This window comes from Streptomyces sp. NPDC020875 (genome assembly GCF_040641415.1).
GTDB lineage: Bacteria > Actinomycetota > Actinomycetes > Streptomycetales > Streptomycetaceae > Streptomyces.
Map to the genome: position 1 here is coordinate 1 of NZ_JBFADP010000092.1, position 20,439 is coordinate 20,439.

General features: G+C 71.9%; 14 protein-coding genes. 2 read left to right on the forward strand and 12 right to left on the reverse strand.

Features of this window, described 5'->3' with window-relative positions; translation table 11 throughout:
- Positions 1-123 precede the first annotated feature (123 nt).
- The 8 genes from AB0G74_RS32715 to AB0G74_RS32750 all read right to left on the reverse strand — a co-directional run bounded on the left by AB0G74_RS32715 (position 124) and on the right by AB0G74_RS32750 (position 10,149).
- Positions 124-1,569 (reverse strand): glyceraldehyde-3-phosphate dehydrogenase, encoded by a 1,446-nt coding sequence (locus AB0G74_RS32715; protein WP_361153864.1) that lies wholly within the window; start codon positions 1,567-1,569, stop codon positions 124-126.
- 155 nt (positions 1,570-1,724) lie between these two features.
- Positions 1,725-2,606, reverse strand: coding sequence for a geranyl diphosphate 2-C-methyltransferase (locus tag AB0G74_RS32720; protein WP_361153867.1), 882 nt, complete (start codon positions 2,604-2,606; stop codon positions 1,725-1,727).
- 34 nt (positions 2,607-2,640) lie between these two features.
- Positions 2,641-3,852 (reverse strand): family 2 encapsulin nanocompartment cargo protein terpene cyclase, encoded by a 1,212-nt coding sequence (locus tag AB0G74_RS32725; protein ID WP_361153871.1) that lies wholly within the window; start codon positions 3,850-3,852, stop codon positions 2,641-2,643.
- Positions 3,853-3,950: 98 nt separating this feature from the next.
- Entirely contained in the window at positions 3,951-5,363 is a 1,413-nt protein-coding gene (locus AB0G74_RS32730; protein WP_361153874.1) for a family 2B encapsulin nanocompartment shell protein, read from the reverse strand.
- A 319-nt stretch (positions 5,364-5,682) separates the two neighbouring features.
- Positions 5,683-5,826, reverse strand: coding sequence for a hypothetical protein (locus tag AB0G74_RS32735; RefSeq protein ID WP_361153903.1), 144 nt, complete (start codon positions 5,824-5,826; stop codon positions 5,683-5,685).
- 25 nt (positions 5,827-5,851) lie between these two features.
- Positions 5,852-7,171 (reverse strand): cytochrome P450, encoded by a 1,320-nt coding sequence (locus tag AB0G74_RS32740; protein ID WP_361153877.1) that lies wholly within the window; start codon positions 7,169-7,171, stop codon positions 5,852-5,854.
- Positions 7,172-7,292: 121 nt separating this feature from the next.
- Positions 7,293-8,915: an MFS transporter gene (locus AB0G74_RS32745; RefSeq protein WP_361153880.1), complete on the reverse strand. Its 1,623-nt coding sequence runs from the start codon at positions 8,913-8,915 to the stop codon at positions 7,293-7,295.
- A gap of 463 nt (positions 8,916-9,378) precedes the next feature.
- Positions 9,379-10,149, reverse strand: coding sequence for a TetR/AcrR family transcriptional regulator (locus tag AB0G74_RS32750; RefSeq protein ID WP_361153883.1), 771 nt, complete (start codon positions 10,147-10,149; stop codon positions 9,379-9,381).
- Positions 10,150-10,336: 187 nt separating this feature from the next.
- Here AB0G74_RS32750 and AB0G74_RS32755 point away from each other — a divergent pair, with 187 nt between their 5' ends.
- The gene (locus AB0G74_RS32755; RefSeq protein WP_361153886.1) at positions 10,337-11,116 is read left to right on the forward strand and encodes a siderophore-interacting protein; all 780 of its coding nucleotides are present in this window, start codon (positions 10,337-10,339) and stop codon (positions 11,114-11,116) included.
- Positions 11,117-11,309: 193 nt separating this feature from the next.
- On the opposite strand, the gene AB0G74_RS32760 is transcribed toward AB0G74_RS32755, so the two are convergent.
- Positions 11,310-12,659 carry an FAD-dependent monooxygenase gene (locus AB0G74_RS32760; RefSeq protein ID WP_361153889.1) on the reverse strand — a complete coding sequence of 450 codons (1,350 nt, stop codon included), beginning with the start codon at positions 12,657-12,659 and terminating at the stop codon, positions 11,310-11,312.
- A gap of 205 nt (positions 12,660-12,864) precedes the next feature.
- Between AB0G74_RS32760 and AB0G74_RS32765 the strand changes: the two genes are divergently transcribed.
- Positions 12,865-14,445, forward strand: coding sequence for an aminotransferase class III-fold pyridoxal phosphate-dependent enzyme (locus tag AB0G74_RS32765; RefSeq protein WP_361153892.1), 1,581 nt, complete (start codon positions 12,865-12,867; stop codon positions 14,443-14,445).
- Positions 14,446-14,552: 107 nt separating this feature from the next.
- On the opposite strand, the gene AB0G74_RS32770 is transcribed toward AB0G74_RS32765, so the two are convergent.
- Genes AB0G74_RS32770 through AB0G74_RS32780 form a run of 3 tightly spaced genes read right to left on the reverse strand, consistent with a single transcriptional unit; the run spans position 14,553 to position 20,385 of the window.
- Positions 14,553-15,707, reverse strand: a complete 1,155-nt coding sequence (locus AB0G74_RS32770; RefSeq protein ID WP_361153895.1) for an acyl-CoA dehydrogenase family protein — start codon at positions 15,705-15,707, stop codon at positions 14,553-14,555.
- A 2-nt stretch (positions 15,708-15,709) separates the two neighbouring features.
- A complete protein-coding gene (locus tag AB0G74_RS32775) occupies positions 15,710-16,537 on the reverse strand; it encodes an alpha/beta fold hydrolase (RefSeq protein ID WP_361153898.1) in 828 nt (275 codons plus the stop codon).
- Entirely contained in the window at positions 16,537-20,385 is a 3,849-nt protein-coding gene (locus tag AB0G74_RS32780) for a thioester reductase domain-containing protein (RefSeq protein WP_361153900.1), read from the reverse strand. The genes AB0G74_RS32775 and AB0G74_RS32780 overlap by 1 nt, the downstream gene beginning before the upstream one ends.
- Positions 20,386-20,439: the final 54 nt, after the last annotated feature.

Here is a 20,439-nt window from a genome sequence, read left to right on the forward strand (position 1 = left end):
GCCGGACGCCGGTGCGCTCCCGCGATCCCGGGCCGCCTGGTCGTGCCCCGGTCGCGGGCCGCTGGTGGCGGGCTGGAGACCGGCTGGAGTCCGGCACCCCGGGACGGCCCGCGTACGGGTCGGTCAGGCGACCGGCGCCGGGTAGGTCGGGTACTCCACCCCGGAGACGTGCTGGACGACCCGGATGACCTGGCACGAGTAGCCGAACTCGTTGTCGTACCAGAGGTAGAGGATCGCGTCGTCGCCCTCGACCTTGGTGGCGCCCGCGTCGATGATCGAGGCGTGCCGCGAGCCGATGAAGTCGCTGGAGACCGCGTCGGGGGCCGTGGTGAAGTCGATCTGGCGCTTCAGCGGGGAGGTCAGGGAGACCTCGCGCAGATGGTCGAGGACCTCCTCGCGGGTGGTCTCCCGGCCCAGCCGCAGGCTGAGGATGGCGATCGAGACGTCCGGTACGGGGACCCGGATGGAGCTGCCGGTGATCCGGGCGTCGAGGTCGGGCAGCGCCTTGGCGACGGCGGAGGCCGCGCCGGTCTCGGTGATCACCATATTGAGCGGCGCGGAGCGGCCCCGCCGGTCGGACTTGTGGTAGTTGTCCAGGAGGTTCTGGTCGTTGGTGAAGGAGTGCACCGTCTCGACGTGGCCGCGGAGCACCCCGTACTCGTCGGCCATCGCCTTCAGCGGCGGCACGATCGCGTTGGTGGTGCAGGAGGCGCAGGAGATGATCTGCTCGTCCGGCTTGATCATGTCGTGGTTGACGCCGTGCACCACATTGGGGACGTCGCCCTTGCCCGGGGCGGTGAGGACCACCTTGGCGATGCCGGGGCGGAGGTGCTTGGAGAGCCCTTCGCGGTCGCGCCAGCGGCCGGTGTTGTCGATGAGGATGGCGTCCTTGATGCCGTACTCCGTGTAGTCGACCGTCGTCGGGTCGTCGGAGTAGATCATCTTGATGGAGTTGCCGTTGGCGACGATGGTCTCGGTCGCCTCGTCGACGGTGATCGTGCCCTGGAACTGGCCGTGGATGGAGTCGCGGCGCAGCAGGGAGGCGCGCTTGACGATGTCCTGTCCGGAGCCGCGGCGGACGACGATGGCGCGCAGCCGGAGCCCGTTGCCGGAGCCCGCCTTCTCGATCAGCAGCCGGGCGACCAGGCGGCCGATCCGGCCGAAGCCGTAGAGCACGACATCGCGCGGCTCCCGGCGGTCGATCTTGTTCGCCCCGGTGGCACCGGCCACGGCTTCGGCGGTGAACTCGGCCACCGACAGTCCGCGGTCGTCGGCCTTGTAGGTGGCGGCGAGCATGCCCAGGTCGATCTGGGACGGCCCGAGGTCGAGCGCCGTCAGGGCCTGGAGGAACGGCATGGTCTCGGTGACCGAGAGCTCCTCGCCCGCGATCTGGCGGGCGAACCTGTGGGTCTTGAGGATGCTGACGACCGACTTGTTCACCAGGGAGCGGCTGTGCAGCAGGACGGTGACGTCCCGCTCGCGCTGCAGCTTCCCGATGATCGGGATCATCGACTCGGCGATCTCCTCACGGTTCTTCCAGTTGGTGAACGAATCCTCGGTGGCAGTCACAGGCGAATCTCTTTCGAGCTAGGTGGCGCTCATATGCTAACCACCTGATCCGGCCGTGATTCAAGGGGTGACGGGTGAGCGGAACGTCACCTTCGGTTCCGGCCCGCCCCCGCCGGTCGCGGGGGCGGGCCGGGTGTTCACCGGGGGCCGTCGGGTCAGACCCGGTCCGCCGCGATCAGCAGATACTGGAAGGAGCCGTCCTTGTAGGACTCGATAAACGCCTCCTCGATCCCTGTGACCAGGGACGATGTGGCGCGCAGCTCCCAGTAGGGCAGGGTCGCCGCCGTCAGGTCGACCACCGCCTGCGGGACCAGCCGGTTGTCGGCGAGGGCGCGCATGTACTCGCGCCGGGAGTGGATGTTGCACTCGAAGTGGGCGTTGATCTGCGAGACCCACTTCGACGGCTGGCCGTAGATCGGGTTCCAGCAGCCGGTGATCGTGACATAGCGGCCGCCGACCGAGAGGATCCGGGAGTGTTCGGCGAACAGGTCCTGGAGATCGACGTACATGCTGGACTCGTTGTTCCAGGAGGCTCTGGCCTGTCCGGAGGCGAAGGGCATCTGGAGCATATTCCGGACCTGGGCGCGGACGGACCGGTCGATGCCCAGTTCCCGGGCCCGGCGGTTGGCGAAGTCGGCCTGCTTCACCGAGAGGGTGACGCCCTCGACCTCGCAGCCGAAGCGCTGATGGGCCATGACCATCGAGCCGCCCCGGCCGCAGCCCGCGTCGACCAGTATGTCGTCCCGCTGGATCGGACCCAGGTGGTCGAGGAGCACATCGGTCTGGGCGGACTCCAGCCGGTGCAGTTCGGCGATCAGCCGCTGCTCGCGGTCGGGGGCGCCGGGCTCCCCGAGGGCGGCCCGGTCGACGTCCCCGATGCCGTAGTGATGGTGGTACAGGCCGTCGACGTCGCCGAGGCGCAGATTGACGGGCCGGGCCTCGTGGTCCCAGTAGCGGGCGATATCGCCCTGGTAGGGCGTCGCGGGCGACGGGATGGTGACGGTCTCACGGACGGTGGTGACGTCGGAAGCGGTCAAGGGACGGAACCTTCCTTAACTGAGGAATCGGGGGTTACCAGAAATCGGGCAGGCTGTAGCGGTAGGTGTTGGACCGGTGCCAGTGGTGATTGCCGTCGACCCAGACGGCCACCCCGCGCAGAAAACGGAGCAGGGTCGGCACCGGACAGGCCAGGGCCAGGGCCGCGGCCTCGGCCTCGAAGCTCCGCATCAGTTCGTTGTGGACCTCGACGGCCTTCAGATAGGCGTCCCGCTCGGAGAGGCCCTCGCGTTCGGAGAGCACCACGGGCAGGTTCATATGCCGTCCGGGGCTGTCGAGTTCCTTGGTGTACGAGTAGAGGTCGTTGACGATCGTGGTGGCGTTGGACGCCAGGGCGATCACCCGCTGGGTGGCGGGCAGCGCGTGCAGATCGGCCGGGAGTTCATAGCCGCCGACGGTGTCGGTGATCGTGGGACAGGGGCGGAAGTTGTTGAACTGGCGCATCGCCAGGTACTCCCACACCTCGGGTACGTAGTCGGTGTGGTCCCAGGCGCCCTCGGCGAGATAGCCGAGGTGGAGCCGGGCCATGTCGTGCCGGAACCGGTCCGCCTGGGAGGGGGTCGCGACCGCCAGCAGATACTCCATGGCGGAGTGGTACGCCCGGCGGGGGGCGTCGGACGCCAGTGACTCCTCCCACCGGGGCCGGTACTCCTCGGCGGTGTGCAGCGGATCGAGGGCCGTATGGGCGAGCAGCAGCCGTCCGCCGAGTCCTACGGGCGAGCCGCCGTGGTCCTCGCAGTAGCAGTCGTCGACCGCGTTCTCGGCGACCATCAGCCGGGCCGCGACCATCAGCCGGTCGACGTCCACGGCGTCGGGGTGGCAGGCGGCCATGTACATCCCGACCGCGAAGCCCTCGAACTCCTCCTCCCACTCCGGCGGGTAGAGCCGGATCTCGTCGATGGCCCATTCCTTGATCCGCCGGTCGACCTCGGCCGCGCGTTCGGTGTCGTACGCCACCGGATGGTGGTAGAGCCCGGGGATCGGGCCGCCCGGTACCGGGCGGCCCTCCGGCGGACCCGCCGCCGGACCGGACACGGCGTCCGTCCCGGGCGGCACCGGAGCGGCCTGCGGCGGCGGGCCGGGCGGCGGCGACCCGACGCCCGGCGGTACCCCGGTCCCGGGCGGTGCCGGTGGACCGGGGGGTGTCGGGCGCCGACCCGGGTACAGCCCGGCCGTACCGAGGCCGGTCGGGCCGCCCAGGATCCGGTTCAGCGCTTCGGTGCTCATCTGCGCACCACTACTCCTTGGGTGAGGGGGTCTCTTCCGGGCACGCGTTCCACCGGCGGGACTCCCCCGTGCGGAGTGCGCCGTCCGCGCGGGCCCGCTCAGCCGCTGGTACGGGCGATCTGCACGTTCTCCAGCACACCGAGCGCGTCGGGGACCAGGACGGCGGCGGAGTAGTAGGTGGTGACGAGGTAGGAGATGATCGCCTTCTCGTCGATGCCCATGAAGCGGACCGATACGCCGGGCTCGAACTCGTCGGGGAGACCGGTCTGGTTGAGTCCGATGACGCCCTGGTTGTCCTCGCCGGTACGCATCACCAGGATGGAGCTGGTGTTCTCCGGGGTGATGGGGATCTTGTTGCAGGGCAGGATCGGAACCCCGCGCCAGGCGGGCACGTTCTGGCCGCCGACGTCGACATGGTCCGGGTAGAGACCGCGGGCGTTGAACTCGCGACCGATCGCGGCGATGGCCCGGGGGTGGGCGAGGAAGAACTTGGAGCCGCGCCGGCGGCTGATCAGCTCGTCCAGGTCGTCGGGGGTCGGCGGCCCCGACTGCGGCTGGATCCGCTGGTTGAAGGCGGCGTTGTGCAGCAGCCCGAACTCGCGGTTGTTGACCAGCTCGTACTCCTGGCGCTCCCGGAGCGCCTCGATGGTCAGCCTGAGCTGCTGCTCCGTCTGGTTCATCGGCTCGTTGTAGAGGTCGGCGACCCGGGTGTGGACCTTCAGCACGGTCTGCGCGAGGGAGAGTTCGTACTCCCGGGGCTTCAGCTCGTAGTCCACGAAGGCGCCGGGCAGGGGGACCTCGCCGGTGTGGCCCGCCGACATCGCGATCTCGGCCTCGCCCAGCCGGTTCTGCGCCTGCTCGGGCAGCGCGCTGAACTCCTGGATATGCGCCTGGAGACTCGGGGACCCGGCCAGCACTCCGGCGAAGTCGCTCCGGGCGAGGGTGAGCAGGGTGCCGGAGGTCCGGGCGACGGCGGTGTACTCCCAGACGGCGTTCTCGTCCACCAGCGCGTCCTGGCCGAACCGGTCGCCGTCGGCCACGACCTTGGTCACGGTCTCGTCGCCGTAGGGACCCACGGAGATCTGGTCGATCCGGCCGTGCGCCACCAGGTGCAGCTGCTCGGCCGGGGTTCCCCGCTCGACCAGCACGTCACCGGGCTGGAAGTCGCGCTGAGCGCAGCGGCCCGCGAGGGCGGCGAGCACCTCGTCGTCGTCGAAGCCGCGCAGCAGCGACAGTTCACCCAGCTCCCGGGGGATCACCCGGACCGAGGCCCCGTCCTGGACGAACTCGATCCGGCCGTCACCGACGGTGTACGTCAGCCTTCGGTTCACCCGGTAGGCACCACCGGCGACCTCGACCCACGGCAGCATTCTGAGCAGCCAGCGGGAGGTGATCTCCTGCATCTGCGGGCGGGACTTGGTGGTGGTGGCGAGATTGCGGGCCGCCGCCGTACTGAGGGCGCTCTGCGGGCTCGGCTCCGGGCCGGACTCCGGGCTGGTGTCGACGGTCATCGGGCAGGACTCTCCTTCAAAAGGGCAGCGCTGGGCATACGCGCACATCAAGTGGGGTGTCAGCGATGAATGGGGCGGTATCCAGAAATGGCCTCCCGGATCCGTGAGAACCGTAGGCTCCGGCCCGCCCGTTCAGCCATTAGGCGGGGTCTTCCTCCCCCGAAGCAGTGAACTCCGAGACGATCATGTTTGTCGCACCGACGACCATGATCAGCGGAATTCGCACATACAAGCGATCCCCATGGCTGCCCTGAGCTGCCCTTTCGACGGCCGGACGGCGGCCGGGAACGCCCCGGCGGCCGTCCGGCGAAGGGATCCGTCAGTGAACTGTCAGCGCTGTGCCAGCGGCCGTCGGCAGCTCGTGGATCAGCCCCATCAGCCGGTCGTGGGTGGCGGCGTCGGCGGCCACGACCAGCCCCCGGCCGGCCGCCGCGGCCGTCCGTCCGTCGATCCCGGTGACCACACAGCCGGCGGCCCGGCGCGGGGTGTCAGGCCAGGGTCGCCGGGCACGGTCCGTCGGGGCGGACCGTGATGCCGTACTCGGCACCCGTCGGGACGCCGCGGAACATCGGCACATGGGCCGGGAGGAGTCGCTCCAGCAGTACCGTGGTCTCCCGGAGCGCGAATTGCAGGCCCAGACAGGCCCGGGGGCCGACGCCGAAGGGGAGATAGCTCGCCGGATGGGCGGGCCGCCCGCCCGGGGTGAGGAAGCGGCCGGGGTCGAACCGTTCCGGGTCCGGCCAGAGGGCCGGGTCGCGATGGGTCAGATACGGGCAGACCAGCAGATCCGTACCGGCCTCGATCGGATAGCCGGTGAGGTCGTCGTCCACCGTCGCGTACCGGGGCAGGATCCAGGCCGACGGATAGAGGCGCAGCGTCTCCTGGACGATCGCCCGGACGGCCCGGTGCCGTTCGGGGGATCCGGCGGGTCCGGCGGCCAGCGCCTGCTCCCGGGCCTCGGGATGACGGTCCAGCAGCAGATAGAGCCAGGTGAGGGTGGAAGCGGTGGTCTCGTGTCCGGCGACGAGCAGGGTGACCAGTTCATCGCGGATCAACCGGTCCGTGTACTCGGGGTGGTTGTCGCCCGCCTCCAGCAGGACATGGAGCAGTCCGGGGCCCTCGGGTCCCGGGCCGTCGTCGCGGGCGGCGGCCACGGCCAGCCGGGCCACGGTGTCGATCCGGTCGAGTTCGGCCGCGACGGTGTCCCGGGCGGCGGTGCCGTCGGCGGGCAGCCCCGGCAGCGCTGCGGCCACCACGGCCAGCGCCCCGAGTTCGTGTTCGGTGGTGTCGTCCAGCGGATGGCCGGTCAGTGACCGCCAGATGGTGTCCAGGGCGTAGCGGCGCAGTTCCCCGCCGACGTCGAACTCCGCGCCGGTACGGGCCAGCTCGGCCCAGCGGGCGGCGGCGGCGTCCGCTGCGGCGTCGATCCGGGTCTCGTACCGCCGCATACCGCGTCCGGTGAACTGGGACTGCAGCAGCCGTCGTTGCCGTCGCCAGGCGTCGCCCGTGGCGGACAGCACTCCGTCGCCGATCAGCAGCCGGGCCCGGTGGGAGCGCTTCACGTACTGGTCGGGTCGCAGGGCGAGGACGTGCTGTACGGCGTCGGGGGCGGTGACCAGGACGGTGGGGCGCGGCCCCAGCGGAACGGCGGCCACCCCGCCCGCCCGTTCACGGGTGCGGGTCAGGAGGTCCACCAGCGGACCCCCGTCGGTCCGCCGGCCGGCCACGGTCGCGGCGTCCGGTCCGGGGATCCGCCGGAGGGCGGGGGCGGAACCGTTGGGGGTTTCGGGGCTGGTGGTACCGGCCACGGAGCTGCTCCTGTCCGACGGCGTTTCGTCACGGTCCGATGACGGTCATCACGCACTGTAGGGGAGCCGTGGGGGTGCCGGACAGGGCCCCTCCGGTGGGAGGGGCCGTACGCGCCGGTGGTCAGCGGCGGGCCGACACGGGTTCCCGGACCGGGGCAGCGGGGATTCCGGAGGCGGCGGGGGCGGCGGGGACGTCCGGGTTCCGTTTCCGGCCCGGCAGGACGACGGCGACCAGAATCGTGCCGACGCCGAGGATCACGGCCCCGACGAGTCCGGTCCTGGCCACCGCGTCGGCGAAGGAGTCGGTCACGGCGGCGAGCATGTTCCGCCCCGCCTCCGGTCCGGCGTGCCGGGCGGTCTCGGCGGCCACCGCGAGTCCGGCGCCCACCGATTCCTCCGCCGCGGCCAGGGCCTCGGCCGGGGCCCGGTCGCCGACCGTCTCGCGCAGCCGGTCGGTATAGGACCCGGCCAGTACCGAACCGAGCACGGCGATACCGAGGGAGCCGCCCAGCTCCAAGGAGGTGTCGTTGACCGCACCGCCGATACCGAGTTCCGATTCGGGGAACTCGCCCATGATCGCCTCGGTGCAGGGCGAGAGCGCGAGACCGTTGGCGAGGCCGAGCAGGATCAGCGGAAGCACCAGGTCGGCATAGCCGGAGGAGCCGTCGACCCGGGCGAAGAGGAGCAGCGCGGCGGTACCGCCGAGCATGCCCGCGGTGACCGTGACCCGCATCCCGAACCGGCGGGTGAGCACCCCGGTGAGCGCCGAGCCCGCGAAGACCGCGAGGGCCAGCGGGACCATCCGGACCCCGGTCTCCAGCGGGGTGAGGCCGAGGACGAACTGAAGGTACTGGGTGAGGAAGTAGAAGGCGCCGAAGACGGCGACGAAGAACAGCACCACGGCGAGGTTGGCGCCGGTGAAGCGGCGGCGCCTGAAGAGCCGGACGTTCAGCACCGGTTGGGGGTGGCGGAGTTCCCAGCCGATGAAGAGGGCGCAGCCGCCGACGGCGACGACGGTGGCGGTGACGACCTCGGGGGTCGCCCAGCCGAGGTGCGCGGCCTGGATCACGACATAGACCAGCGCCCCGATCCAGAGCACCGAGAGCGCTCCGCCGACCAGGTCGATCCGGCCGTAGTCGACGGCTTTGGAGGGCGGCACCAGGAGAAAGGCGCCGAGCACGGCCAGGGCGGCGACCGGGATGTTCATGGCGAAGGCGGAGGCCCAGCCGTACTGCTTCAGCAGAAGTCCGGCGACGAGCGGGCCGAGCGCGATGGCGACTCCGGCGGTGGCGCTCCACAGGATGATGGCCGTCACCCGTTCGGACCGGGGGAAGACGGCGGCCAGCAGGGAGAGGGTGGCGGGCATGATCATCGCGGCACCCGCCCCCATCACTGCCCGGGCGGCGATCACTCCGGTCGAGGTGTCGGCGAGGGCGCCCGCCAGCGATCCGGCGCCGAGGATCAGCAGCCCGGCGACGAGCGCGCCCCGCCTGCTGTACTTGTCCCCGACCGCGCCCAGGACCAGCATCAACGCGGCGTAGGGGACGGTGTATCCGTCGATGACCCATTGCAGGCCGGTGGGTGAGAGGGCCAGGTCGTCGATCATGTCGGGGGCGGCCACGGTCAACGAGGTGTTGGCCATCACGGCCAGCAGCAGGCTGAGGCAGAGCACGGCCAGCGCCCACCACCGCCGGCCGTAGGGCCGGTCCATCCGTTCCACGGGTTCGTTCGCCCAGAACGCCATGCTGAGGTCCTCTCGGCCCGCTGGATACGACGCGCTCCGGCCGATCGGCCGAACAAGGGGTCACCGGGTGTTTCCACGGCCCTCGGAAGGGACCGGGCACCGCGGCGCGGCGCCCGGGGCGGGTCCGCGGAGTCCCGCCCGGCCCGGGATCCGGGCGGACGGCACTGCTTCGCGGACATGCCCCGATCGGCGCGGGGTCGCGGTGGGGTCGGGAGCCGGCGGGCTCCCGAACGATCCCGCGAGGGCCCCCAGGGGGTGAGGGGGCCCTCGCGGGAAGGGGGACCGGGACGCGCTGCGTCCGTGTCCCCGCCGGAAAAAAGACCGACGCGATGAACTCTCGCGGGAGTTTTAAGCTCTAGGGTTAGTTACGACCTCTAGCAAAACATGGGTCCGGCGATCTGTCAACACTTCCTCACGCCGTGTCAACTCCCCCGGCGGAAGCGCCTTCCGGTGAACGGCCGGCTCACCGGACGGGCGGCTCGTAGGTCAGACCGTGGGTGGCGCACAGATCGCGCAGACACTCCTCGAAGACGGGCTCCAGGTCGATCCGGGCGAAGTCCAGCTGCCGCAGGACCTCCATGCAGAGGAGTCCGTAGAGCTTGATCCAGCCGGAGAGGAAGACATGCATCGCCTCGGGCGGCAGCAGCCCACCGGTCTCGTCGGCATAGCGGGCGAGCTGCTCGCGCAGGGCGAGCGGCAGATCCGCGGGGCCGGGGACGGGGAAGGGCGCGACGGCCCAGACGTCCACGATCAGATCGAAGAACACCCGCTCGAACGCCTGTCCGGAGCGGCGCCTCGGGGAGTCGTCGCCACGCTCATCGAACGGCGGCGCGGGGCTGGCGAACATCCAGGTGAACTCGGTGGAGTGGGTGGTGGCCCAGCCCCGCATGGCCCGGCAGGCGGCCAGCAGCCGGGCGCCGTGGGCGTCGGCCGGCTGGGCGTCCCGGGCCGCCACGATGGCCTCGGTCAGCTCGTCGTAGAAGTCGGCGATGACCGCCTCGACCAACTCGTCGTGACTGGCGTAGTAGCGGTAGACGGCGGGTCCGCTCATCCCCATCTCGCGGGCGACCGCGTTGATCGTCACGGCGGGCGGCCCCCCTTTGTTCAGCAGCCGCCGGACGGTCGCACGGATTTCCGCCAGAGTCGCCTGCCGACGCCGCGCCACCCGGCCTGTCGCTTGCGCTTGTGGAGTCATCCCGTCGCTCACCTCACGTCCATTGACACGGTAGACCATCTATGCTTAGTTAATGGCAGTTACTAAGGTTACAACTTGAAGCGTACGTCACTGTAACTTACATTACCGGAGAGGCCAATGCCGACGGCACCGCCGGACGCTCCGCCGTTGCGCGGGCCTCGCCGGACCACCGCTACGCCCGTCGCGATCGGCCGATGTCCGGTCCGTATCCGAGGAGGAAGGGCATATGTCGAACAGCCCGGCGCCGTCCACCGCCCGCCGCTCGCTCAACCCGCTGGACCGCTTCGCCAAGAACCGCAAGGACGGGGTGGTGATCGAGGCCGAGCTGGTCACCCCGACCATGAAGCGGGTGCGGATCGCCTGTGACCGGCTGGCGGACATGACCTTCGTACCCGGCCAGCACTTCCGGATCGAGATCAACGACCCGCTGTCGCTGTACGGCATCTTCCGCCCGAGCGAGACCCTGCGGACCTACTCCATCTGGGACTTCGACCAGGAGACCACGACCTTCGAGATCCGCGGTCATCTCTACGAGGGCGACGGCATCGGCCTGCGCTGGCTGCACGGGGTGAAGAAGGGGGACACGGTCCCCTTCTGGGGCCCGCTGGGCGATCTGGCCCTGACCCCCGACGCCCCGTACCACCTCTTCGCCGGGGACGAGACGGGGTCGGCGGCCTTCGGACCGCTGCTCCGGGCGCTCGGTCCCGACCAGAAGGTCTACGGGGTGCTGGAGAGCGAGACGCCCGACGACGACGTCCCCGTGCCCGGACCGCACACCCTGGGCCGGGTCCATCGCCGGGGCGCGTCGCCGGTGGCCTCGCGGGTACTGGCGGACGCGGTCGCCGCCCTCGACCTCCCCGACACCCCGGGCGTGGCCTATATCGCCGGTGAGGCCAGGACGGGCCAGGCGATCCGCAACTACCTGGTACAGGAACGGGGCTGGGAGCGGACCGCGATCACGGTGAAGCCGTTCTGGACCCCCGGCAAGAAGGGACTCCACCACTGAGCTCCCGGGAGACGACGACCGGCCCGTGCGCGGCACACTCGCCACGCACGGGCCGCCGAAGGGCCGCGGCGTACACCGCGCGGGGCGGTGGACAGACCGTCAGCGGCGCCGAAGACGCCGTGATATCCGCGGTGAGAACCGCCGCGGGCCGTCGGAAGGCTTACCGGAGGGCCGCCGGAACGACCGGAGGCCGTCAGATGCCCGGGGGCCGGCCGCCGGCCGCGGCGAGCACCTTTCCGACCCGCTCCAGTACGGGGGGCTCCAGCAGCGCCGTGAACGGATCGATCAGCCCGAAGAGCCGCAGACAGGCCAGGGCGACGGTGCTGTCGTGGGCAGCGGCGGCCTGGGCCCGGCCGACCACCTCATGGGCGGCCAGTACCTCGGGGGTGCGCTCGCCCTCGACGCCCGGGATGCTGAGATCGCTGATCAGCGTCATCTCCCAGACGTCGTCGATCACCTGGTCGGCCAGCTCCCGGAAGAACCCGAGCCCGTCCGGGGCCCCGGCGGTACCGGCCAGATGGCCGCGGAGTACGAGCGCTTCGAGGGCGGCGATCGTCATGCCCTGCCCGTAGCGGGGATTGACGCTCGCCACCGCGTCCCCGAGGACCAGCAGGCCCGCGGGGAAGTCCGCGAGCCGTTCGTAGCGCCGCCGCAGATTGGTGGGGAAGCGGTAGCGCGCCGGAGCGGTCAGCAGCTCCGCCTCCTGGAGCACCTCATGGGCGTCGGGCGCCTGGAGGGACTTGACGAAGTCGAGGAAGCCCTCGTGGTCGACGGGCGGATGGTCGCCGAGGACGCCGTACGCGGTCACCACGGTCCGGCCGCCCTCCACCCGGGCACAGCTGGCGCCGCGCGGCACTTCGGGCGAGGCCACCGTATTGATGGAGATATCGCCGTCGAACGCCTCGGGCTGGGTGCGGTAGAAGCAGGTCACATAGCCTATGTCGATCTTGTGCCGTTCCTCGGTGACCCGGGGCAGGCCCAGTTCCTCCAGCCAGACGGGGGTCCGCGAGCCGCGTCCCGTGGCGTCCACGACCAGATCGGCGTCCAGGGTCCGCTCCACTCCGTCCCGCAGCACCACCACTCCGGTCACCGCGCGGCGCTCCGGGTCGACCGCGGGCCGGACGACCGAGGTCCCCCCGCACAGTTCGACGCCGGGCAGGGCGGCCAGCCGCCGCCGGAGGTGGTACTCCCGGAACGGCCGGGTGCAGGTGACGGTGGTGAGCCCGGACTCGGACCGGCTCAGGGTCCGGCCGCCGACTATCCAGCGGGCGTCCCGGGCGATATCGCCCAGCGGCGCGCCCGCCGCGACCAGTTCGGCGCCCAGTCCCGGGAAGAGTTCCTCCATGATCTGGTGGCCCCGGGCCAGGGCGTCGTGGGAGTGGCCGCCCTGGGGGACGCCCCGGCGTCCGGCGGGCGGTCCGTCCAGCGGATCCCGGTCGACGACGGTGACCCGGCCGTAGAAGTCCGTCAGGACACGGGCGGCCAGCAGACCGGCGACCCCGGCGCCCAGGACGATCGCGTGCCGTTCCCTCTCGAATTCCATGTCACCAGCTCCTCCTGTGCGCGGGCGCGGAATGCGTCCGAGGAGGGAAAGGTACGCAGCACGCGGCATCACCCGATCACTGGCTGATAATCGACCCTCCGGCGCCTCTGAAATGCGGGGTTACCGGGGCATGACTGCTCGCCCGTATCGTGCGGCGAAAGTAATCCGACCGTCATTCGGCACATCGGAACAGCGGAGGACCGGAATGAGCGCAGCGTCCCCTGATATCGACCTCACCGAACCTCATCTCGGCGAGATGCTGGCCACGGCGGGGCTGGACGTCGAATACGTCCGGGCCGACGGGAACACCCTCTTCCGCCGTGCGGACGACGGCACCGAGGTACCCGTCGTCGATTTCGCGGGTGGTTACGGATCCCTGATCTTCGGTCATCACCATCCGGAGATCGTCGGGGCGCTGCGGGCGGCGCTGGACGCCGGGACCCCGGTCTACGCGCAGTTCTCCCGGCATCCGATCGCGAACCGGGTGGCGGCCCGGCTCAATGACATCCTGCGGCGGGACGCCGGAGCCACCGAGCCGTACTACACCACCTTCGCGAGTACCGGCGCCGAGGCGATCGAGGCGGCGGTCAAGCACGCCGAGTTCGACCGGTCGATCCGGGCGGCGACGCTGCTCGGGGAGATCGAGGCACGGGTGGAGGCGGCGGGGGCGGCGGTCCGGTCCGGGGACGCGGTCGTGGCGGAGTCCGCGTACGCGGCGCTGGGGGTCGCGCCCGGGACGGACGGGACCGGTTTCGACGCGCTGGTGGCGGAGGTCTCCCGGCACAACGCCCGGACGGCGGCCCGGCCGCCGGTCTTCCTCGCCCTGGAGGGCTCCTTCCACGGAAAGCTGGTCGGCAGCGTCCAGTTCACCCATAACGCGGGATTCCGTACCGCCTTCTCGGCGCTGGCCGCACAGGCCGTCTTCGTCCCGTTCGACCGCCCGGAGGCGCTGGCGAAGACCGTGGAGGAGGAGCGGGCCCGGATCTGGGACGTGGTGGTACGGGACGGCCGGGTCGAGGTCGAGCAGCGTGACTTCCCGGTGTTCTGCGCGTTCCTGATCGAGCCGATCCAGGGCGAGGGCGGGATCAGGGCCGTGACGGCGGAGACCGCGGCGGAGATCCAGCGGGTCACCGCCGAGGTGGACTGTCCGATCGTGATCGACGAGATCCAGACCGGTCTGGGGCGTACGGGCGCCTTTCTCGCCAGTGCGGCGATCGGTCTCCGCGGTGACTACTACGTCTTCTCCAAGAGCCTGGGCGGCGGACTGACCAAGAGCTCCGTGATGCTGGTGCGCCAGGCGCGCTACCGCAAGGAGTTCGAGCTGGTCCACAGCTCCACCTTCGCCAAGGACGGGCTGTCGTCGACGGTGGCGCTGAAGGTGCTGGAGCTGCTGGAGGCGGACGACGGCCTGGCCTACCGGCGGGCGACCGAGCGGGGCGAGCGGATCGCGGCGATGCTGCGGGGTGTCCGGGCCGACTTCCCGGAGGTGGTCGCGGACGTCCGGGGGCGCGGGCTGATGCTGGGGTTCGAGTTCCGGGACCAGTCGGGCAGTCCGTCCGGGCCGATCGCGACGCTGGCCCGGGACGGGGTGCTGGGATATCTGCTCTCCGGCTGGCTGCTGCGCCGGCACCGGATCCGGGCGCTGCCGACCGCGAGCGCCGTGCACACCCTGCGGTTCGCCCCGTCGATCGAGGTGAGCGACGAGGAGATCGACCAGCTGGAGGCGGGGCTGCGGGAGATCTGCGCGATCCTGCGCGACCGGGACGAGGCCGGGCTGTTCTCCTGACGGACGGCTGTACGGAAGGGGGGGCGGACCGGCCGGTCCGCCCCCTCTTTCTCGCCGTGTCGGGAGCCGGTACGGGCCCGCGCGCTGCCGGGCCCGTACCGCCGTGCTCAGGTGCGGCGGGCCGCCGGGATCACATAGCGGCTGAAGACGACGTCCCGCAGCACGTCGTCGCCGCCTTCGATGATGGAGACATGGCGCATATCGCGGACGAGTTTGCCGATCGGTGAATCGTCGGTGTAGCCGAGTCCGCCGAACATCTGGGAGGCGACCCCGGCGATCTCCCAGCCGGTCTGGCCGCAGAACATCTTCGCCGCCACCGCGGATTTCAGGGTCCCCAGCCGGAAGAAGACCTCGGCCGCGTCGGGGCGAGCCCGGATCTCGTCGTATTCGCGGGCCGCGGCCTCGCACTGGTTCTTCATCACGGTGATCTGCATTTCCATCTGGCCGAGTTTGGCCGCGAAAACGGGGCTGGCCAGCAGGGTGGAGTCCCGGAACGGTTTGCTCTTCGCGTACTCCACACAGAGATCGCGCATCCGGCGGGCGATCCCGACCGCGGTGGTGGCGATCAGGATCCGGCTGGCGTTGAGCCCGATTTCCAGCAGTCGCAGTCCGGAGCCCTTCAGCCGGTTCGCGGCGGGGATCCGGCAGTTGTCCAGGATCACCCGGTAGGTGCCGGAGGCCCGGAGGCCGATCACGTCCCACCGTTTGTCGATGGCGACGCCGGGGGTGTCACGGGGCACGAGGACGGCCTGGAACTCGGTGGGGTCCTCGGCGGAGACCCCGATGACGACCAGGAAGTCGGCGAAGCCGGAGTTGGTGGAGAAGTACTTCTCGCCGGTGACGACGAGTTCGTCGCCGTCCCGGGCGATGGTGGTCTCGGATTTCGCCAGTTCGCTGCCGGCGCGTTCCTCGCTTCCCAGGGTGGCGCAGAAGGCGCCGCGTTTGCCCAGCGGCACCAGATGGCGTTCGGCCAGCTCCGGTGTGCCGTAGAGGTCGACCATGCTGGTGCCGAGGACGGAGATGAAGAGGGTGAAGGCGACTCCGGCGTCGTGGTAGGCGAGTTCATTGGTGATCTCGACGCTGTCGGCGAGGCCGAGGCCGAGGCCGCCGTACGCCTCGGGGAGCCACCAGTTGGCCAGTCCGGCGTCGCCGAACCTCTCGTACAGCGGTAAGGGCATCTCGTCGAGTGTGTCGAGGTTCGGCCGGGCTCCGGAGAGTTCTTCGGCGGTGAACTCCCGGACGCGCCGCAGCGGCTCCGTCATCTTCACGTCCTCGGTCGGGTTCGGTCGGCGGGGTTGCTCGGGCTGGTTCCGGTGAGTCCGGCGGTCACGGCCCGGGCGACGTCGGCCGCCCGGTCGGCGAGGTAGAAGTGCCCGCCGGGGAAGACCCGGACCTCGGTGGGCGCGGTGGTGTGCCGGGCCCAGGCCGCGGCGTCGGTGACCCGGACGAGCGGGTCGGCGTCCCCGGTGAGCACGGTGCAGGGCCGGTCCAGGGGCGGGCCGCCCGGCCACGTATAGCCGCGGAGGGCCCGGTAGTCGGCCCGCAGCGGTCCGAGGACCAGCTCCGTCAGTTCGGGGTCGTCGAGGACCAGTCCGCTGGTGCCGCCGAGTTCCCGGATCCGGGCCAGGAGGTCGGCGTCGCTGTCGAGCCGGTCGGACGGGACAGGTCCGACGACGGGGGCGGACCGGCCGGAGAGGAAGAGGTGTACGGGCCCGGGGCCGGTGAGCCGCCGGAGCCGGTCGGCGGTCTCGAAGGCGACCAGGGCGCCCATGCTGTGGCCGAACAGGGCGTACGGCAGGTCGGTGAGGGGCGCGAGGACCTCGGCGAGCCGGTCGGCGAGCCCGGGGATGTCGAGGGCCGGTTCCCGGCGGCGGTCCTGCCGTCCCGGGTACTGCACGCCGAGGGCGTCGACCCGGGGGGCGAGGGCGCGGGCCAGCGGGGTGAAGGCGCCCGCGGCGCCGCCCGCGTGCGGGAAGCAGATCAGCCGGACCTCGGGGGCGGTGGGTCCCGGCGGGGTCAGCCGTCGGAGCCAGGTGGCGTCGGGGGCCTTCGCGGCCCCGGCCGGTGCCCCGGTGAGGGGGTGCGCGGACATCAGTTCTCCGGGTCGGTGGTGGCGGTTTCGGTGGCGGTGTCCCTCAACGGGGACGGGGCCGTGGGCGGGGGCGGGAAGTAGCCGGCCGACGTGAAGAAGTCGGTATAGACGGCGAAGAGTTCCCGGTCCACCCGGGGGCAGACGATCCCGGTGCCCGCCAGGGCCTTCTCGGTGTCGGTGACGTCGAGCCGGGTACCGGGGGCGCCGTCGCGGGCCATCAGTTCGAAGGCGCCGTACAGCGGCAGCATGGCGTTCTCCCGGTCGGAGCGGACCAGTCCGGCCCAGTCGTCCCAGGGGAGGGTGTCGAGGCGGTGGCCGAGGGCGCGCAGATGGTCCACGCATTCGGCGAAGCCGGTGTCGTGCGGATTGGCGAGGTGGAAGGTGCGGTTCGCGGCCTCTTCCCGCCGGGAGAGGGCGAGCAGCGCCCCGCTGACGTAGTCGACGGGTACGAGTCCGAGCCGGCCGCCGATCCCTTCGGGTACGGCACCGGCCTGGAGGAGTCCCTTGAGGCTGAGCCAGACGAAGTCGCTGGTCTGGCAGGCGCCGTTGAGCTGGTCGCCGCAGACCACGTCGACCCGGTAGACGGAGACCGGGAGTCCGCGGTCGCGGGCGGTGTCGATGTTCCGCTCCGCGACCCATTTGCTCTGGACGTAGCCGGTGGGCAGGGCGGCGCCGGGGCCGGTCGGTTCGCCGGCCGTCCGGGGGGTGCCGGTGTCGGACGGGGCGAAGACGCCGACGGTGGAGACGTAGTGGAGGGGTACGGTCCGGTGGCGGGCGGCGAGCCTCAGCAGTTCGGTGGTGCCGGTGACATTGGCCGCCTTCAGCTCTTCGTACCGGTAGAGCCAGTTGACCTGGGCGGCGGCGTGGTAGACGGCGTCGACCCGGCGGGCGAGGTCGTCGAAGGCGGCTTCGCCGAGGCCGAGCCGGGGCGCGGCGAGATCGCCGACGACGATCCGCAGCCGGGTGTCGTCGACCTCGGTGATCCGGTACCAGTCGAGGTTGCGGCGGAGCCGGTCCCGGGCGTCGGTCTCGTCCCGGCCGCGGACCAGGACGTGGACGGTGGCCCGGGTGGTCCGCATCAGATCGCGGAGCAGGAAGGCGCCCAGGAAGCCGGTGACGCCGGTGACCAGGACCTCGTCGGGGTCGGTGGCGACGGTACGGATCTCGGCCGCCGGGACGATGTCGTCGGGGAGCCCGGTCTCGGCGTCGAAGTCGACGGTCTCCCGGGCGGTGGCGGGCAGTGTTTCGGAGCCGCTGTCGACCAGCACCGTACGGAGGTAGTCGGCGAGCCCGGCGGGGGTGGGCCGGTCGAAGACGACGGTGGCGGGGAGCCTGCGGCCGGTGGTGGTGCTCAGCCGGTTGCGGAGTTCGATGGAGGTCAGGGAGTCGAAGCCGAGGCTGGGGAAGGGCTGGTCGGGGCCGATACCGGAGGGGTCGGTATGGCCGAGTACGGTCGCGGCCTCGGCCCGGACCAGGCCGAGGACGAGCTTGCGCTGGTCGGCGGGGGCCAGTCCGTCGAGGCGTCCGGTGAGGGAGTCGAAGCCGTTGTCGATGTTCCGGGCGGTGTCGCGGACCGGGGTGCGCAGCAGTCCGGTGAGGACGGCGGGGAGCTGGGCGGGGCGGGCTCGGAGGGTGCCGAGGTCGACCGGGGTGGCGACCAGGACGGGGGTACGGAGCGCGAGGGCGGCGTCCAGCAGGGCGACGCCCCGGTCCTGCGGGATGGGCCGGAAGCCGCCCCGGGTCAGCCGGTCCAGGTCGGCCTCGCCCAGATGGCCGGTCATGCCGCCGTCCTGTTCCCACAGGCCCCAGGCGATGGAGGTGGCGGGGAGTCCGTCGGCGGCGCGGTGGGCGGCGAGCCCGTCGAGGTAGGCGTTGGCGGCGGCGTAGTTGGCCTGCCCGGCGCCGCCGATGACGCCCGCGACGGAGGAGAACAGGACGAAGGCCGACAGGTCGTGGCCGCGGGTGAGGTCGTGCAGATTCCACGCGGCGTCGGCCTTGGGGCGCAGTACGGTACGCAGCCGGTCGGCGGTCTGGTCGGCGATCAGGGCGTCGTCGAGGACACCGGCGGTGTGGACGACGGCGGTCAGCGGGCGGTCGGCGGGCCGGTCCGCGAGCAGCCGGGCGAGGGCTTCGCGGTCGGCGGCGTCGCAGGCGGCGATCTCGGCCTCGGCGCCCAGTTCGGCCAGTTCGGCGCGGAGGGCGGCGGCGCCCGGGGCGTCGGGGCCGCGCCGGCTGAGCAGCAGCATCCGCGTCACGCCGTGTGTCCGGGCGAGATGGCGGGCGACGAGGGAGCCGAGGGAGCCGGTACCGCCGGTGATCAGTACGGTGCCGTCGGGGTGCCAGCCCGGGCCGGATCCGGTGCCGGGCGCGGGCGGGTCCGTACGGCGCAGCCTGGGGACGGTGGCGTGTCCGGCGCGGAGGGCGGTCTGGGGTTCGCCGGAGGCGAGGACGGCGGCCAGGGCGGCCGACGACTCCGGGGTGCCGTCGAGGTCGACGAGCTGGATCCGGCCGGGTGCCTCGGTCTGGGCGGAGCGCAGCAGCCCCCAGAGGGCGGCGGCGCCGGGGTCGGTGACCCGGCCGTCGCCGGCGGGGACGGCGCCGTGGGTGACGGCCATCAGCCGGGTGTCGGCGAGCCGGTCGTCGGCGAGCCAGGCCCGTACGGTCTCCAGCGTTTCGGCCGTGGCGCGGTGGATCTCCTCGGGCGAGCCGCCGCCTTCGGGTGTGCGGTACGCGGTCACCACGGCGTCCAGCCCGGCCGCGCGGGCCGCCGCCGACGGTACGCCGTCGAGGGTGACGGCCCCGGGCAGGACCGGCGCGTTCCCCGGCAGGACGCCCCATCGGGGGGTGCCGGGCTCGGGCAGGGCGCGCGGGGTCCAGTCGATCCGGAAGAGGGCGTCGTGGGCGCGGGCCGCCGCGGTGTCCAGTTCCGCGGTGTCCACGGGGGTGAGGGTGATGGCGTCGGCGGTGGCGACCGGGCGTCCGGTGCGGTCGGCCGCGCGGAGGGCGTACACCCCGTCGGTGCCGGTGACCTCGGCCCGGATCGCGGTGGCGCCGGTGGCGTGCAGTCGTACGCCCGCCCAGTGGGTCACGGACGCCGCGAGGACCGGCGCCGGCCCCTGGGGCACGGTCTTGTCGGTACGGGCGGCGAGGCCGACGGCGGTGTCGACGAGGGCGGGGTGCAGGCCGAAGAGGTCGGCGTCGGCCCTGGCGGCGTCGGTGAGCCGCAGCTCGGCCCACAGGGTGTCACCGGCCCGCCAGACGCCCGTGATCTCGACGGGCTCGGCCTCGGCGGTTCCGCCGCCGGGCGGCGGTGGTACGTCGAGGGTCTCGGCGCCGGGCGGCGGCCAGGGGGCGGGATCGGCCCCGGGCGCGGTGGGTGAGGCGGTTTCGGTGGGTTCGGCGGTGAGCAGGCCGTGGGCGTGTACGGTCCACGCGGTGTCGACGGCGTCGGTACGGACGGCGAGGGTGACCGGGCGGTCGCCGTCGGCGCCGGGCGGTCCGACCCGTAGCTGGAGCTGGAGGCCGCCGTGTGCGGGGAGCGTCAGGGGGGCGGTGACGGTCAGTCCGGTGACGGTGGTGCAGCCGAACTCGTCACCGGCCCGGCGGGCGAGGTCGGCCAGTACGGCGTCCCGGACCCTGGCGTGTCCTTCGGACGGCCGGTGGACGAGCCGGGGATGGGTACGGGCGCCGATCCGTCCGGTGAGGATGGCCTCGTCGGTGCCCGCCGGATGGACGACGGCGCCGAGCAGTCCGTGGTCGGCGGAGCCGAGTCCGAGGCCGGGGGCGTCCTGGCGCTGGGTCTGGTTTCCGATCCAGTAGCGCTTGCGGTCGAAGGGATACGTCGGCAACTCCACCCCACCCCCCACCGCAGCGGGAACCCCACCCACCACAGCACCCCAGTC

Bases quoted from the DNA above. Each gene is read 5' to 3' on its own strand.
- AB0G74_RS32725 (WP_361153871.1), bottom strand. From the start codon at position 3,852: ATGAGCACCGAAGCGCTGAACCGGATCCTGGGCGGCCCGACCGGCCTC.
- AB0G74_RS32730 (WP_361153874.1), bottom strand. From the start codon at position 5,363: ATGACCGTCGACACCAGCCCGGAGTCCGGCCCGGAGCCGAGCCCGCAG.
- AB0G74_RS32745 (WP_361153880.1), bottom strand. From the start codon at position 8,915: ATGGCGTTCTGGGCGAACGAACCCGTGGAACGGATGGACCGGCCCTAC.
- AB0G74_RS32750 (WP_361153883.1), bottom strand. From the start codon at position 10,149: ATGGTCTACCGTGTCAATGGACGTGAGGTGAGCGACGGGATGACTCCA.
- AB0G74_RS32755 (WP_361153886.1), top strand. From the start codon at position 10,337: ATGTCGAACAGCCCGGCGCCGTCCACCGCCCGCCGCTCGCTCAACCCG.
- AB0G74_RS32760 (WP_361153889.1), bottom strand. From the start codon at position 12,659: ATGGAATTCGAGAGGGAACGGCACGCGATCGTCCTGGGCGCCGGGGTC.
- AB0G74_RS32765 (WP_361153892.1), top strand. From the start codon at position 12,865: ATGAGCGCAGCGTCCCCTGATATCGACCTCACCGAACCTCATCTCGGC.
- AB0G74_RS32770 (WP_361153895.1), bottom strand. From the start codon at position 15,707: ATGACGGAGCCGCTGCGGCGCGTCCGGGAGTTCACCGCCGAAGAACTC.
- AB0G74_RS32775 (WP_361153898.1), bottom strand. From the start codon at position 16,537: ATGTCCGCGCACCCCCTCACCGGGGCACCGGCCGGGGCCGCGAAGGCC.